The organism is Rhodobacter sp. (assembly GCA_020637515.1).
GTDB lineage: Bacteria > Pseudomonadota > Alphaproteobacteria > Rhodobacterales > Rhodobacteraceae > Pararhodobacter.
In genome coordinates this window covers 627,409-641,388 of sequence record JACKKG010000001.1, presented here as the reverse complement: position 1 = coordinate 641,388, position 13,980 = coordinate 627,409, and the positions used below count along the sequence as shown (strand labels likewise).

General features: G+C 67.1%; 13 protein-coding genes and 1 tRNA gene. 5 read left to right on the top strand and 9 right to left on the bottom strand.

What is annotated here, in order from left to right; all coding sequences use genetic code 11:
* Nucleotides 1-32: 32 nt before the first annotated feature.
* The 4 genes from infB to rimP are packed head-to-tail and all read right to left on the bottom strand — an operon-like array spanning nt 33 to nt 5,467.
* Complete coding sequence (gene infB, locus H6900_03090) at nt 33-2,609, bottom strand: translation initiation factor IF-2 (GenBank protein MCC0072254.1); 2,577 nt, start codon at nt 2,607-2,609, stop codon at nt 33-35.
* 8 nt (nt 2,610-2,617) lie between these two features.
* The gene (locus H6900_03085; protein ID MCC0072253.1) at nt 2,618-3,241 is read right to left on the bottom strand and encodes an RNA-binding protein; all 624 of its coding nucleotides are present in this window, start codon (nt 3,239-3,241) and stop codon (nt 2,618-2,620) included.
* A gap of 9 nt (nt 3,242-3,250) precedes the next feature.
* Nucleotides 3,251-4,861, bottom strand: a complete 1,611-nt coding sequence (nusA, locus tag H6900_03080; protein ID MCC0072252.1) for a transcription termination/antitermination protein NusA — start codon at nt 4,859-4,861, stop codon at nt 3,251-3,253.
* A 3-nt stretch (nt 4,862-4,864) separates the two neighbouring features.
* On the bottom strand, nt 4,865-5,467 hold the full coding sequence (rimP, locus tag H6900_03075) for a ribosome maturation factor RimP (GenBank protein ID MCC0072251.1): 603 nt from the start codon (nt 5,465-5,467) through the stop codon (nt 4,865-4,867).
* Between the two features lie 182 nt (nt 5,468-5,649).
* Between rimP and H6900_03070 the strand changes: the two genes are divergently transcribed.
* Complete coding sequence (locus H6900_03070; GenBank protein ID MCC0072250.1) at nt 5,650-6,495, top strand: esterase-like activity of phytase family protein; 846 nt, start codon at nt 5,650-5,652, stop codon at nt 6,493-6,495.
* Here H6900_03070 and pip read toward each other — a convergent pair.
* Nucleotides 6,492-7,466 (bottom strand): prolyl aminopeptidase, encoded by a 975-nt coding sequence (gene pip, locus H6900_03065; GenBank protein ID MCC0072249.1) that lies wholly within the window; start codon nt 7,464-7,466, stop codon nt 6,492-6,494. The two genes, H6900_03070 and pip, sit on opposite strands and share 4 nt — an antisense overlap.
* A gap of 73 nt (nt 7,467-7,539) precedes the next feature.
* On the opposite strand from pip, the gene ubiG reads away from it, so the two are divergent.
* Complete coding sequence (gene ubiG / locus H6900_03060) at nt 7,540-8,280, top strand: bifunctional 2-polyprenyl-6-hydroxyphenol methylase/3-demethylubiquinol 3-O-methyltransferase UbiG (protein MCC0072248.1); 741 nt, start codon at nt 7,540-7,542, stop codon at nt 8,278-8,280.
* A 248-nt stretch (nt 8,281-8,528) separates the two neighbouring features.
* Here ubiG and H6900_03055 read toward each other — a convergent pair whose 3' ends face one another.
* Nucleotides 8,529-9,398 (bottom strand): branched-chain amino acid aminotransferase, encoded by an 870-nt coding sequence (locus H6900_03055; protein ID MCC0072247.1) that lies wholly within the window; start codon nt 9,396-9,398, stop codon nt 8,529-8,531.
* A 161-nt stretch (nt 9,399-9,559) separates the two neighbouring features.
* On the opposite strand from H6900_03055, the gene H6900_03050 reads away from it, so the two are divergent.
* From H6900_03050 to H6900_03040, 3 genes are all read left to right on the top strand, one after another.
* Nucleotides 9,560-10,060 carry a MarR family transcriptional regulator gene (locus H6900_03050; protein ID MCC0072246.1) on the top strand — a complete coding sequence of 167 codons (501 nt, stop codon included), beginning with the start codon at nt 9,560-9,562 and terminating at the stop codon, nt 10,058-10,060.
* Complete coding sequence (locus tag H6900_03045) at nt 10,057-10,773, top strand: response regulator (GenBank protein ID MCC0072245.1); 717 nt, start codon at nt 10,057-10,059, stop codon at nt 10,771-10,773. Before H6900_03050 ends, H6900_03045 begins: the two co-directional genes overlap by 4 nt.
* A gap of 108 nt (nt 10,774-10,881) precedes the next feature.
* Nucleotides 10,882-10,956, top strand: a tRNA-Lys gene (locus tag H6900_03040).
* A 42-nt stretch (nt 10,957-10,998) separates the two neighbouring features.
* On the opposite strand, the gene H6900_03035 is transcribed toward H6900_03040, so the two are convergent.
* The 3 genes from H6900_03035 to H6900_03025 form a co-directional block, all read right to left on the bottom strand.
* A complete protein-coding gene (locus H6900_03035) occupies nt 10,999-12,342 on the bottom strand; it encodes an MATE family efflux transporter (GenBank protein ID MCC0072244.1) in 1,344 nt (447 codons plus the stop codon).
* 91 nt (nt 12,343-12,433) lie between these two features.
* Nucleotides 12,434-13,474, bottom strand: coding sequence for a saccharopine dehydrogenase (locus H6900_03030; GenBank protein ID MCC0072243.1), 1,041 nt, complete (start codon nt 13,472-13,474; stop codon nt 12,434-12,436).
* Between the two features lies 1 nt (nt 13,475).
* Nucleotides 13,476-13,928: a GAF domain-containing protein gene (locus tag H6900_03025; GenBank protein MCC0072242.1), complete on the bottom strand. Its 453-nt coding sequence runs from the start codon at nt 13,926-13,928 to the stop codon at nt 13,476-13,478.
* Nucleotides 13,929-13,980: the final 52 nt, after the last annotated feature.

Genomic DNA, 13,980 nt, shown 5'->3' with positions numbered 1-13,980 from the left:
GCTCTCCGGCCCTTGCATCCGATTGACGCCGATCAGTCCAGCTTGCGTTCCACTGTCTGGCGCTCGAAGATTTCGATGACGTCGCCTTGGCGAATGTCGTCGTAGTTTTCGAACGCCATGCCGCATTCCTGGCCCGAGATGACTTCCTTCACCTCGTCCTTGAAGCGCTTCAGCGTTTTCAGCGTGCCTTCGTGGATCACCACGTTGTCACGCAGCAGACGGACACCGGCCGAGCGACGGGCCACGCCTTCGGTGACGAGACAGCCGGCGACCTTGCCGACGCCCGTGACCTTGAACACTTCCTTGATCGCCGCGTAGCCGATGAAATGCTCGCGCACTTCGTCCTTGAGCAGGCCCGAGGCCGCCGCCTTGATGTCATCGATCAGGTCGTAGATGATCGAATAATAGCGGATCTCGACGCCTTTTTGCGCCGCCGCGTTGCGGGCGGTCGCATTGGCGCGGACGTTGAAGGCGATGATCGGCGCGCCCGAGGCTTCCGCCAGGCCGACATCAGAATCGGTGACCGCGCCGACACCATAGTGCAGCACGCGCACGCGCACTTCGTCGTTGCCGACCTTTTCCAGCGCCTGCACGATCGCTTCGGACGAACCCTGCACGTCGGCTTTCACCAGAACCGGCATTTCGGCCACGTTCTCGTCGGCCTTGGCCTTGGCCATCAGCTGTTCCAGCGTGGTCGCGGCACCGGCGGCGGCGCGCTTGTCCTTGGCGGCCTGTTCGCGGTAGTCGGCGATTTCGCGCGCCTGCGCCTCGGTCTCGACCACGTTCAGAACATCGCCGGCCTCGGGCGTGCCGTTCAGGCCCAGCACCTCGACGGGAACCGAGGGGCCGGCCTCGTCCACGCGCTCGCCCTTGTCGTTGATGAGCGCGCGCACCTTGCCCCACTGTTCGCCGACGACGAAGATGTCGCCTTTGCGCAGCGTGCCGTGCTGGACCAGAACCGTCGCGACCGGGCCGCGGCCCACGTCCAGCTTGGCCTCGATCACGGCGCCCTGGGCGGCGCGTTCAGGGTTCGCGGTCAGTTCCAGAATCTCGGCTTGCAGCGCGATGGCTTCCAGCAGGTTGTCCAGGCCTTTGCCGGTCAGGGCCGAAACCTCGACATCCTGAACGTCGCCGCCCATCTGTTCGACCACGACCTCATGATGCAACAGATCGGTGCGCACGCGGTTCGGATCGGCCGAGGGCTTGTCGCATTTGTTGATCGCCACGATCATCGGCACGCCCGCCGCTTTCGCGTGGTTCAGCGCCTCGATGGTCTGCGGCATGACCGCGTCATCGGCGGCGACCACCAGCACGACGATATCCGTCACCTGCGCGCCACGGGCCCGCATCGAGGTGAAGGCCGCGTGTCCGGGCGTGTCGAGGAAGGTCAGCACCGCCCCCGAATCGGTTGTCACCTGATAGGCACCGATGTGCTGCGTGATGCCGCCGGCTTCGCCCGAGACGACATTGGTCTTGCGAATGGCGTCCAGCAACGAGGTCTTGCCGTGGTCGACGTGGCCCATGATCGTGATGATCGGCGGGCGCGGATGCAGATCCTCTGCCTTGTCCAGAACGGTGTCGATGACCTGTTCCACGTCCGAATCGGACACGCGCACCGCCCGGTGGCCGAATTCCTCGATCACCAGTTCGGCGGTGTCGGCGTCGATGGTCTGATTCATCGCGACCATCATGCCCATCTTCATCAGCGCCTTGACAATGTCGGCGGCACGTTCGGCCATCCGGTTGGCCAGTTCCTGCACGACAATCGTTTCCGGCAGCTGCACATCGCGCGACTGCTTCTCGGGCTTGTGGCCCATGCCCAGCGCCTTGGCGCGGGCCTTTTCCTGCTTGCGCTTCATCGCGGCCAGCGACCGGTGCCGCCCGCCCTCGCCATCCAGCGCGGCGTTCAGCGTCAGTTTGCCGGCGCGGCGGCCGCCGTCGTCGCGGACCTTGCCGCGGCTGTCGCGATCCTCGCGTTCGCGTTCGGCCTTGCGCGGGGTCGGCGTGCCACCACCGCGCACCGGGCTGGTGCGGTCGGTGCGGTCGCCGGCGGGTGCAGCCGCTGCTGCGGCCGCTGCGGCACCAGCGCCAGCGGCGGCGGGCGCTGCGGCCTTGTCGGCGCGGGGCGCGGGGGCGGCTTCGGCGGCCTTGGCGGCGGCTTCGGCCTTTTCGGCTTCGGCGACCTTGCGGGCCTCTTCTTCTTCCTTGGCCTTGCGGGCGGCGTCGCGCTCGCGCTCTTCGCGCTCGCGGGCTTCGACCTCCTGGCGGCGGCGCTCGCGATCTTCCTCGCGCTGGCGTTCCTCGTTGGCGCGCTGCTGCGCGTCCTCGGCCTCGCGGGCCTTTGCGGCGCGCACCGCGGCGAGGCGGCGCTCAAGCTCGGCCTCGGAGATGCCAGCCGGGCGACGCGACCCGCCGCCGATAGCCGCAGCCTTTGACGCCGTCGAGCTCTCCGACGACGAGCCGGCACCGGGCTTGGGCACCACCACGCGCTTGCGTTTGGTTTCCACAACAACCGCCTTCGTCCGGCCGTGGCTGAAGCTTTGCTTCACCTGGCCGGGGGTCGAGCCGCCACGCAGCCCAAGGGGTTTCTTGCCGTCAGTATCGCTCATGCGTCTCGTCAATCCTCTCCGGCGGGCGTTTCACCGCCGTCCTGCCCGCGCAATCGCGCGAGCTTCGCCGCTTCCTCTACTACACGTGCGGACAGACCGCCAGCGGCAAGCGCCGCATGTATCACATGTTCGCGGCCGAAAGCCAAACCGATTTCCCGCGCTGTCAGGCAGGTGACATGGGACCCTTCGCCCGGTGGGGGTCTGAGCTTGGTCTTGCCGCGCTCGGACCCGTCGGCGGCCTGGATCAGCACCGTCGCCTGCCCCGAGACCAGCCAGTCGCGCGCCTTTTCGTAGCCCGCGACCGCCTGTCCCGCCTTTCGCGCCAGCGCCACGAGTTCGATCACCCGCCGCGTCAGCAATTCCTCGACCGTGCCGGCCAGCCCGTCGGGCACCGTCACCGGGGCGCGGGCGGCGCGGGCGAAAAGCTTGCGCTTCACCGCCTGCGCCAGCGTCGCGCCGTCGGCGGCGACATAGATGCCCCGGCCCGGCAGCCGCCCCTCGATGTCGGGGACGACCTGGGCCTCGGGGCCGATGACAAAGCGCAGCAGCCCGCCCTTGGGTTGCACCGCACCCGTGACGATGCAGCGCCGATCCGGCTGATCCCGGTCCTTTGCGCGCCCGCCCCGCGTCATGGCTGGTCCTTACTCCTCGTCGCCTTCGGCGTCGGTCTCGTCCTCGTCCGCCTGCGCCAGATCGGCGGGATCGACCCAGCCAAGCTGAACGCGCGCGGTCATGATGAGCGTCTGGGCCTCTTCCAGGCTCATGTCGAAGGGTTCCAGAATGCCGTCGTCCTTGACCCGCTGGCCATCGACGGTGGTCCAGCCGCCCGCCAGTTCCCAGTCGGCGCAGGTGGCGAAGTCGTCCAGGGTCTTGACCCCGTCCTTGGCCAGTGCCTCGATCATCTGGGGTGTCAGACCCTCGAAGTCAATGAGGCTGGGTTCCGCGCCCATCGAACGGGCGTTGTCCAGCGCGGCCTGGTTGAGCGCCTCGATCCGGTCGCGGGCCCGGGCCTGCAATTCGGTCGCGGTGTCCTCGTCGAAGCCGTCGATCGACAGCAGTTCGTCGATCTCGACATAGGCGACCTCCTCGAGGTTGCCGAAACCCTCGGCCACCAGAAGCTGCGCCATCATCTCATCGACATCGAGCGCGTCCATGAACAGCTTGGTGCGTTCCGCGAATTCCGCCTGGCGACGGGCCGATTCGTCCGATTCGGTCATGATGTCGATGTCCAGCCCGGTGAGCTGGCTGGCCAGACGCACGTTCTGGCCGCGACGGCCGATGGCCAGCGACAATTGTTCGTCGGGGACCACGACCTCGATGCGGGCGGCGTCCTCGTCGATCACGACCTTGGAGACCTCGGCCGGTTGCAGCGCGTTGACCAGGAAGGTCGCCTGTTCCTCGTTCCACGGGATGATGTCGATCTTCTCGCCCTGAAGCTCGTTCACCACGGCCTGAACGCGGCTGCCGCGCATACCGACGCAGGCGCCGACCGGGTCGATCGAGCTGTCATAGCTGATAACCGCGATCTTGGCGCGCGAACCCGGGTCGCGGGCGACGGCCTTGATCTCGATGATGCCATCGTAGATTTCCGGCACTTCCATCTTGAACAACGCGGCCATGAATTCGGGCGCGGTGCGCGACAGGAACACCTGAGGCCCGCGGGCCTCGCGGCGGACGTCCTTGATGAAGCAGCGGATGCGGTCGTTGGGACGATAGCTTTCGCGGCCGATCTTCTCGTTGCGGCGCAGGATGCCCTCGCCGCGGCCGATATCGACGATGATGTTGCCGTATTCCTCGCGCTTGACGGTGCCGTTGATGATCGTGCCGACACGGTCGCGGAATTCGTCATACTGGCGGTCGCGCTCGGCCTCGCGGACTTTTTGCAAGATGACCTGCTTGGCGGATTGGGCGGCGATTCGGCCCAGTTCCACCGGCGGCACCTCGTCGGCGATCTCGTCGCCGATCTGCGGATCCGCGAGATACTGCTTCGCCTGCGCGACGGTCACTTCGGCATGATGGTTTTCCAGCAGGTCGTCCTCGACCACGGTGCGGACGCGGGTGAATTGCGCGCGGCCCGTCTTGCGGTCGATGTGGACGCGGATGTCCATGTCGGCGCCATACCGCGACTTGGCGGCGCGTGCGAGGCTGTCCTCCATCGCCTGAACGACCAGTTCCGGATCGATCAGTTTCTCACGCGCGACCGCTTCGGCGGTTTGCAGCAGTTCAAGCTGGTTGGCGCTGGTGATGGCCATGAATCACTCCTCCTCGGAAGCGGGTTCGGTTTCGATGTCGTCAAAATCGGTTTCGTTGATGACGCCGGCGCTTTTGCGTGCGCGCAGTGTTTCCTCGATCAACGCGTCTGTCAGGATCAGCTTGGCGTCGCTGAGCCATTCGAATTGCAGGCCGATGGTCACGGGTTCGCCCTGTTCCTCGATCTCGATCAGCACTTCGCCGTCCTCGGTGCCCTGAAGCGTGCCCTTGAACCGGCGGCGGCCGTCGATCAGTTCGCTGGTCTCGATGCGGGCCTCGTGACCCGACCAGGTGTCGAAATCCTTGAGCCGGGTCAGGGGCCGGTCGATGCCGGGGCTGGACACTTCCAGCACATAGGCGTCTTCCAGCGGGTCCTCGACGTCCAGAACAGCGCCGACCAGGGTGGTGATCTCGCCCAGTTCGTCGATCTCGATCCCGCCCTCGGCGCGGTCGGCCATGATCTGCAAGGTGCGCGTCTTGCCCGACATCAGCCGCAGGCGCACCAGTTCGAAACCGGCAGCCTCGACAGCAGGTTTGACGATCTCGGCCAGACGGCGGTCGATGGCGGTGCGTGCCACCAGGTCGCCGGGGGAAGCGAAGTCGCTCATCGCGGACCTCCAGAAATGAAAAAACGGGCCGAAGCGGCCCGCGAAACTGTTCGGTGGGCTACGGGTTTGGACCCCGCAGCGCCGCTGTTGAGGTGGCTATACGCCTGCGTCCGGTAAACTTCAAGCGATATGTCGTCGGGGGCGGTTTCGCACGCCGGAATTCGCCCATAGGGTCCGTCGTCATGACGATTTCGCGCCGCCATCTGCTGACCCTGGCCGCCGCCGCCGCGCTGGTGCCCGCGCGCGCCGCGCGCGCCGTCAGCAGCCGCCCCGACGCGCTGGTGCGCTGGCAGGGTCAGGGGCGCTATTTTGGCGGCTTCTCGGCGATCGAGCTGCGGTCGGACCGCCGCCGCGCCCTGGTGCTGAGCGACCGGGCCTTTCTGGTGCGGATCGCGCTGCTGCGCGACACCGACGAGCGCCTGACCGGGATCGAGGAAATCGCGCATTTCCCCCTGGCCGGGGGCGGCGACAGCGAGGGGCTGGACCAGAGGCCCGACGGCACCCTGTTCGTGTCCTACGAAGGCCCCGCGCGCGTTGCCCGGCTGGATGACGAACGGGGCGCCCCGCAACGCCTGGCGCGCGATCCGGCCTGGCGCGGGTTGCCGGGCAATCGCGCGCTCGAGGCGTTGGCGCTGGATGCACGGGGCGTCGCCTTTACCCTGCCCGAAACCCCCGACGGCGACAGTTTTCCCCTGTGGCGGCTGACCGACCGGTGGCACGTCGCCGGGCGGGTGCCGCGACGGGGCGGGTTTGTCCCGGTGGGCGCGGATTTCGGCCCCGACGGCAATCTCTATCTGTTGGAGCGCAAGTTCCGTCTGGCGTTCTTTGCGACCCGCATCAGCCGCCTGCGCCCCGATGCCTGGGATCAGCCTGAAACCCTGGTGGAAACCGCGCTGGGCGCGCTGGACAATCACGAGGGGATCTCGATCACGCGGGACGGTGCCGGGCGGATCTGGGCGACGACCGTGTCCGACGACAATCAGAGCGTCCTGCAACGCACCGAAATCGCCGAATTCCGCCTGGGCTAACGCCGCGCGGTGCGCAACGTGTCCATCACCCGCACCAGCTCGGCCGTGATGCCCGGTTCGGACAGGGCGTGGCCGGCCATGGGCACCATTCGCAGCGTGCTGCTGGGCCAATGTCGGTGCAGCCGCCAGGCGGTGACCGGCGGGCAGATCATGTCGAACTGCCCCTGCACGATGGTGCCGGGAACCTCGGCCATGCGGGGCAGGTCGGCGATCAGCTGCCCGTCGCTCTCGAAGAAGCAATGGTTGGTGAAATAGTGATTCTCGAGCCGGGCAAAGGCGCGCGCGTAATCGACGGGGGTGTCATGGAACACCCGGGTCTCGACACTGGCCAGCGCGTTTTCCCAATCGGCCCACAGGCGGGCAAAGCGGGCTTCCTCGGCGAAATTGCCGCTGAACAGGCGGCGATGATAGGCGGCGATCAGGTTGCCGCGCTCTCCCTCGGGGATGGGATCGACAAAGCGTGACCAGAGGTCGGGATAAAAACGGCCCGCGCCGCCGCCATAGAACCAGTCCAGTTCCTCGGCCGTGCCCAGGAAAACGCCGCGAAGCACCAGCCAGGCGGCGCGCGCGGGGTGGGTCTGCGCATAGGCCAGTGCCAGGGTCGCGCCCCAGCTGCCGCCGAACACGATCCAGCGGTCGATGCCCAGGGTCGCGCGAATCTGCTCGATGTCACGGATCAGGTGCTGCGTGCTGTTCGCGCTGACGCTGGCATGGGGGCGCGAGCGCCCGCAACCGCGCTGATCGAACAGCACGATGCGGTAATGCGCCGGATCGAAGAATCGCCGCATCATGGGACTGGAGCCGCCACCCGGCCCGCCATGCAGCACGACGACGGGGCGGCCCGCAGGATTGCCCGATTCCTCGACATAGAGCGTGTGACCGTCGCCCACGTCCAGGCTGTGCCGCGCATGGGGCTCGAGCGGCGGGTAGAGATGCGCGACTGCGCTCTTTTGTTCGTGGGACTTGTCCATCATCCGGTCTATATACCCCGCATCGCCCCATTCCACGCAGATGGCGGCACAAAAGGCAAGCCGGAGCCCTGAAATGACCACGACCACCATCGACCCCGCCGAAGTCGCCAAGTTCGAAGCGATGGCCGCAGAGTGGTGGGACCCGCAGGGAAAGTTCAAGCCCCTGCACATGCTGAATCCCTGCCGCCTGGACTATGTCACCCGCCAGATTGCCGCCGAATTTGACCGCGACCTGACCGCGCCGCAACCCTTCGCCGGGCTGCGCCTGCTGGATATCGGCTGCGGCGGCGGTCTGCTGTCGGAACCCATGGCGCGGCTGGGTGCCCAGGTTGTGGGCGCCGACGCGGCCGAGGGCAACCTGCCGGTGGCGCGCGTCCATGCCGAGCAGTCTGGCCTGACGATCGACTATCGCCACACCACAGCCGAGGCCCTGGCGGCGGCGGGCGAACGGTTCGACGTGGTGCTGAACATGGAGGTCGTCGAGCATGTCGCCGATCCACTGGCCTACCTGACCGCGTGTCACGACCTGTTGAAACCCGGCGGGCTGATGATCTGTTCGACCCTCAATCGCAATCCGAAAAGCTACGCGGTGGCGATCTTCGGGGCCGAGGTGGTGATGCGCTGGCTGCCCAGGGGCACGCACGACTGGCGCAAGTTCATCACCCCGGACGAACTGGATGCGATGATCCGCGATGCCGGGCTGGATCCGGTGGATCGCACGGGGATGGTGTTCAACCCCGTGCTGTGGCGCTGGTCACTGTCTGCCCGCGATCTCAGCGTGAACTACGTCACCGCGTCGGTTCGCCGCGGTTAGGCGGGTCTGCGCCAAAAGATCGGTGGGGTTTCGCCCTCGGCCGGGAGGCTTCCAGCCTCCAGCCCTCGGGCGACCCGGTGGGGGGCGCTGCCCCCCACACCCCCCGGGATATTTCAGGCGCAAAGATGGGAATGATTCCGGCACAGGTCCCCCATCATCTTGTCCCCAATACGCACGGGGATTTTCAAGGGGGGCGTGCCCCCCTTGAAGCGGGGGTGCGGGGGCGGCAGCCCCCGCTGCCGCTGGGCTCAGCTACGGACCAGTTTCTCGTAGCTGTCCGACACTTTTCGCGTCAGGTCGCCGACCTGGAAATGGAAGTCGCCGATCTGGCCCACGGGTGTCACCTCGGCCGCGGTGCCGGTCAGCCAGCATTCCGAGAAGCTGGCCAGTTCCTCGGGCATGATGTGGCGTTCGTGGACGGTCAGTCCCATGTCCTTCAGCATTGCGATGATCGTCTGGCGGGTGATGCCGTTGAGGAAGGCATCGGCCAGCGGTGTATGCACTTCGCCGTCCTTGACAAAGAACACGTTCGCGCCGGTCGCTTCCGCCACGTAGCCGCGATAATCCATGAACAGCGCGTCCGAGCAGCCCTTGGCCTCGGCCGCGTGTTTGGACATGGTGCAGATCATGTAGAGGCCGGCGGCCTTGGCGGCGGTGGGGATGGTTTCCGGCGAGGGGCGTTTCCATTTCGCGATGTCGAGTCTGGCGCCTTGCCATTTCGCATCGCCGTAATAGGCGCCCCATTCCCAGCCGGCGACCGCCAGCCGCACCGGGTTCTTGCGCGCCGAGACGCCCATGTCCTCGCCCGAACCGCGCCAGGCGACCGCGCGCACATAGGCGTCGGTCCAGCCGTTGGCCTTGAGCATGGCATATTTCGCCTCTTCGATCTGATCGACCGAATAGGGGATTTCCATATCCAGCAGCCGTCCCGATTCGATCAGCCGGGCCGAGTGTTCGCGGCTTTTGAAGATCTTGCCCGAATAGCAGCGTTCGCCCTCGAACACCGACGAGGCATAGTGCAGCGCGTGTGTCAGAATGTGGACATTCGCCGAGCGCCAGGGCACCAGCGCGCCGTCCATCCAGATGAACCCGTCTCTGTCGTCATAGGCGCCGGCCATCGTCATCTCTCCCAGGCTCGTTTAGGATTGTTGCGTGCATCCGAATGGATTCGGACATATTCTTGCGTCAAACTGCCGGTTTGCTAGCAATAGATTCTTGGAAAGTCAACATCGCTGACTTAAACTACACCCCGGCCCCAGAGCAGGAGAATGCACAGAGCATGGCGGACGTCACCACCAGCGGCGAGGCGTTGCTGTTCCTGACCGACGAGCAGCTTCGCAAGGGTATCGAGGCGATGTTCTTTGCCTATCGCGGTTTTACCGCCGACCCGGATCGCATCCTTGCGGATCTGGAATATGGGCGCGCGCATCACCGGGCGCTGCATTTCATCAACCGCAGTCAGGGCACCACGGTGAACAATCTGCTGGCGGTCCTGGGGGTGACAAAGCAATCCCTGAACCGGGTGTTGCGCGCGCTGATCGCCGACGGCCTGGTCGAATCGCGGGTCGGCCGCAAGGACCGGCGCGAGCGGCATCTCTTTCTGACCCCGCGCGGTGCAGACCTTGAGCGGCAGTTGTCCGAGGCGCAGCGCGCGCGGATGCGCGCGGCGTATCGGGCGGCGGGACCGCAGGCGGTGGCCGGGTTCCGGCAGGTGCTGGAGGCGATGATGGACGAGTCGATGCGCACGCAGTATCACGCCCTCAAGGATGGCAAGTCATGAGCGACCTCTCGCCGGCGCACCTGCTGATCGTCGATGACGACGAACGTATTCGCGAACTGCTGAAACGCTATCTCATCAAGCAGGGCTTCATGATCACCGCCGCCCGGGACGCGGCCCAGGCGCGGCGGCTGTTGTCGGGTCTGGCCTTTGACCTGATCGTTCTGGATGTGATGATGCCGGGCGAAGACGGGGTCGCGTTGACCCAATGGCTGCGCGAGTCGACGGCGACGCCGGTGATCCTGCTGACCGCCCGGGGCGAATCGCGCGACCGGATCGCCGGATTCGAGGCAGGCGCCGACGATTATGTCGCCAAGCCGTTCGAGCCGCGCGAACTGGTGTTGCGGATCAACGCCATCCTGCGCCGGGCACCGCGGGTCGAGCAGGGCCCCTCGGGCCCGCAGACGCTGATTCTGGGGCGGATGCGCTACGATCTGGACAGCGGAGAGCTGCGCGACGGGTCCGACCCGGTGCGCCTGACGCAGACCGAATCGGCGCTGATGCGGGTTCTGGCGGCCCGTCCAGGGCAGGTCGTCAGCCGCGAGGCGCTGGTCGATCACCTGGGCCGCGACCGGGGTGCACGGGCCGAAACCGCGCAGGAACGCGCGATCGACGTGCAGATCACCCGCCTGCGGCGCAAGATTGAACCCGACCCGCGCCGTCCCCGGTTTTTGCAGACCGTGCGGGGCGAGGGCTACATGCTGAGCGCGGGCTGAGCGCAAAGCGATCCTGCGCCGGGCACAAAGAACCGCACGCAAGGTTGAAAAAAGGGCGGATTCTGCCTTGACCCCGGCCTGAGTTCTTTCTAGTTAGCCTCGCATCGTGGGCCGGTAGCTCAGCGGTAGAGCAACTGACTTTTAATCAGTTGGCCATAGGTTCGATCCCTATCCGGCTCACCACTTTCTTCGAAACCCGGGCCTTGTGCCCGGGTTTCCTCGTTTTCACAGGTTGCGCCAGAAGCGCCAGTGCAACAGGCCGGCGGCGGCCGTCAGGCCGGCGGTCAGGCCCAGCCAGATGCCGACCCCGCCCAGCCCGGCGACAAAGCCCAGCCCATAGGCCACGGGCAGCCCCACCAGCCAATACGACACGGCCGCGATGACCATCGGCCGGCGCGTATCCTGCATGCCGCGCAGCAGCCCCATCGCCATCGCCTGCCCGCCGTCGGCCAGTTGGAACAGCGCCGCCACCATCAGCAGCGACACGCCAACCGGGATGATCGCGTCGCGTTCGGGGTCGTCGGGTTTCAGAAACAGGCCCACCATCGGTTCCGCGAACAGCAGATACAGCAGCACCGTGATACCGGCAAAGATCAGCGACAGCATGACGGCCGCCAGCGCCGAGTCGCGCACCGCCCGGGTGTCGCCGCGACCCCGCGCCCGGCCGACCAGAACGGTCGCCGCGCTGGCCAGCCCCAGGTGGACCATGAAGAACACCGCCGTCACCTCGAGCGCGATGGAATGCGCGGCCAGCGACAGTTTGCCGAACCACCCCATCATGATGGCCGAGGCCCCGAACAGTCCGGTTTCCGCCAGCATCGCGCCGCCGATCGGCAGGCCCAGCGCGTTCACCTGCCTGAGTGCCGACCAGTCCGCGCGCCAGAAGCGTTGCAGCAGGTGGTAATGCCGCAAGGCGCGCAGGTTCGTTGCATAGACCAGCATGATTGCCAGTGTGACCATCTGCACCGTGACCGAGGCAATGGCCGCGCCCCGCGCGCCCAGCTCGGGAAAGCCCAGATTGCCGAAGATCAGCAACCAGTTGACGCCGATATTGACAAACACCCCGCCCACCGTGGCCCACAGCACCACCTGCGTGCGCCCCAGCGCGGCCAGGTAGCTTTTTACCGCCATCGCCACCAGCGCCGGTGCCATGCCCAGGCCGATGATCGACAGGTAGCCCCCGCCCAGCCGGGCGACATCGGGGTCCTGGCCCAACAGACCCAGAAGCGGCGTGGCCAGCAGGAACAGCGGCAGCAACAGCAGGGCAAAGGCCACGGACAGCCACATGCCCATGCGGGTGGCGCGGCGGACCTCGGTGTCGTCGCCCGCCGCGGCGGCGGTGGCGACCATCGGCATCACCGCCTGACCGTAACCCGACCCCAGCGTGAACAGCACGAAGAACACCGTCGCGCCCAACGCCCCGGCGGCCAGATCGGTGACGGAATACCAGCCCAGCATGATCGTGTCGGTGATGTGCAGCGCGAATTGCGCCACATGGCTGCCCACCAGGGGCAATCCCAGCACCAGAACGGCGCGGGCATTCGCAAGAAGGCCGGTCGGGGCGGACATGTCGATGATCCAGAGTATACGCCGGGCAAAAGGGGCGCCGGACCGTTCTCTATGCCTGCTTATCGGGCCGAGGTGAACCCCTGCGGGGCCATCAGGCCGTGAAGCGGCGGAATTCGCCTTCGGCCCGGGCCCAGACGCCCTGGTCCGGGCGGTCCAGCCCTTGCAGGTGCGGCAGCAATTGCGCGGCGAAATCCCGCGACGATTCGACCGGCAGCAACGAGGGCAGGTTGTCGATCGCCATCACATCGAGGGGGGGTGCGTCGTGCACCCGCACCACCGGGTGCGCCCAATCGGTTGCGTGGTCGTAGACGGGCACCGGGTTGTAGGCGCTGCCCGGGTCGCAGGCGATGTCCCCGATGACCCGCAGCGCACGGGGCCGGGTGCCGCTGTCCGCCGGCACAAAGACCGGGCAGCCCGGGCGCGCGAGGATGCAGTTGAAGAACAAAGCGTGCGCCAACACCTGCGGAAAGGGGCCGCCGTTGGCGGTTTCGGCCACGTCCCAGCGTGTGACAGGCAGGCCCAGCGCCGTGCACAGGTCGGCGGCGCCGCTGCCCACCCGGCCCAGCGCACCGATGATGAGGGCGCTGGGCCGGGCATCGCCCAGCCGCGCCGCCAGATCGGCGATCATCGCGGTCTTGTCGGCCCAGCGGCGGACCGGCGGGCAGAGGCCGCCCGCCTGCTGCGCGGTCCAGGCCAGCACGCTGACGCCCGCGCCCGCGAACCCGGCCCAATAGCCGAACGCGGCGACCCTGCGGCCGGTGTCGTCCACCAGCGATTCCAGGTCGAAAAGCGTGCCGCCGCCGGCCTGGAACCGGGCCAGCAGCGCGGGGCCGTCGGGCTGCCCCTTATAGGCATGACCGAACAGGATATGCCGGTGGTGCAAGGGCGTGCCGTCGTCGGGCAGTTCCTTCAGCCCGAAAACGATGGCATCGGCCGGGGCCGCGGGCCAGCTTGCAAAGGGCGCCGCCTCGCAGCCGGCGTCCAGGTAAGGTTGCAGGGGCAGGGCGCGGGTGGGGCTGTCCTCGATGGTGACGCGGAACCCCCGGGCGATCAGCGTGGCCGCGCCCTCGGGCGTCAGGCCGACGCGTTCCTCGTTGGGGCGCTGCTCGGCCCGGACCCACAGATGGACCATCTCACACTCCTGCAAAGGTTTCCTGAAGGATCGCGGCCAGTTCGCGCGCGTCGTCCCAGGTGAAGGCATCGGGCCGGTCGCTGTCCAGATCGAAGACCCCGATCAGGGTGCCGCCCCGGCCAAAGACCGGCAGCACCAGTTCCGACCGCGTGCTGGAGGCGCAGGCGATATGGCCGGGAAAGGCATCGACGTCGGGGACCAGCTGCACCTGCCCGGTGCGGGCGGCCGCGCCGCAGACGCCCTTGTCGAAGGGAATCACCAGGCAGCCGTGCCCGCCTTGATAGGGGCCGATCTTCAGCACGCCGGGTTCGGTGACGCGGTAAAAGCCCGTCCAGTCGAAGCGGTCGTCGGCGTGGTGCACCTCGCACGCGAGGGTGGCCATCAGGGCGACGGGGTCGGTCTCGTCATGAGTGAGGGCGCGGATCGTGGCGGCGAGAGCGGGATAATCGGGCATGGGGTGGCCTATGTCTGTCATCCCGATGTGCCACAGCGCGGCAGGCAGAGGA

Coding starts and splice junctions, on each gene's coding strand:
- infB (MCC0072254.1), bottom strand. CDS start 2,609: ATGAGCGATACTGACGGCAAGAAACCCCTTGGGCTGCGTGGCGGCTCG.
- H6900_03085 (MCC0072253.1), bottom strand. CDS start 3,241: ATGACGCGGGGCGGGCGCGCAAAGGACCGGGATCAGCCGGATCGGCGC.
- nusA (MCC0072252.1), bottom strand. CDS start 4,861: ATGGCCATCACCAGCGCCAACCAGCTTGAACTGCTGCAAACCGCCGAA.
- rimP (MCC0072251.1), bottom strand. CDS start 5,467: ATGAGCGACTTCGCTTCCCCCGGCGACCTGGTGGCACGCACCGCCATC.
- H6900_03070 (MCC0072250.1), top strand. CDS start 5,650: ATGACGATTTCGCGCCGCCATCTGCTGACCCTGGCCGCCGCCGCCGCG.
- pip (MCC0072249.1), bottom strand. CDS start 7,466: ATGGACAAGTCCCACGAACAAAAGAGCGCAGTCGCGCATCTCTACCCG.
- ubiG (MCC0072248.1), top strand. CDS start 7,540: ATGACCACGACCACCATCGACCCCGCCGAAGTCGCCAAGTTCGAAGCG.
- H6900_03055 (MCC0072247.1), bottom strand. CDS start 9,398: ATGGCCGGCGCCTATGACGACAGAGACGGGTTCATCTGGATGGACGGC.
- H6900_03050 (MCC0072246.1), top strand. CDS start 9,560: ATGGCGGACGTCACCACCAGCGGCGAGGCGTTGCTGTTCCTGACCGAC.
- H6900_03045 (MCC0072245.1), top strand. CDS start 10,057: ATGAGCGACCTCTCGCCGGCGCACCTGCTGATCGTCGATGACGACGAA.
- H6900_03035 (MCC0072244.1), bottom strand. CDS start 12,342: ATGTCCGCCCCGACCGGCCTTCTTGCGAATGCCCGCGCCGTTCTGGTG.
- H6900_03030 (MCC0072243.1), bottom strand. CDS start 13,474: ATGGTCCATCTGTGGGTCCGGGCCGAGCAGCGCCCCAACGAGGAACGC.
- H6900_03025 (MCC0072242.1), bottom strand. CDS start 13,928: ATGCCCGATTATCCCGCTCTCGCCGCCACGATCCGCGCCCTCACTCAT.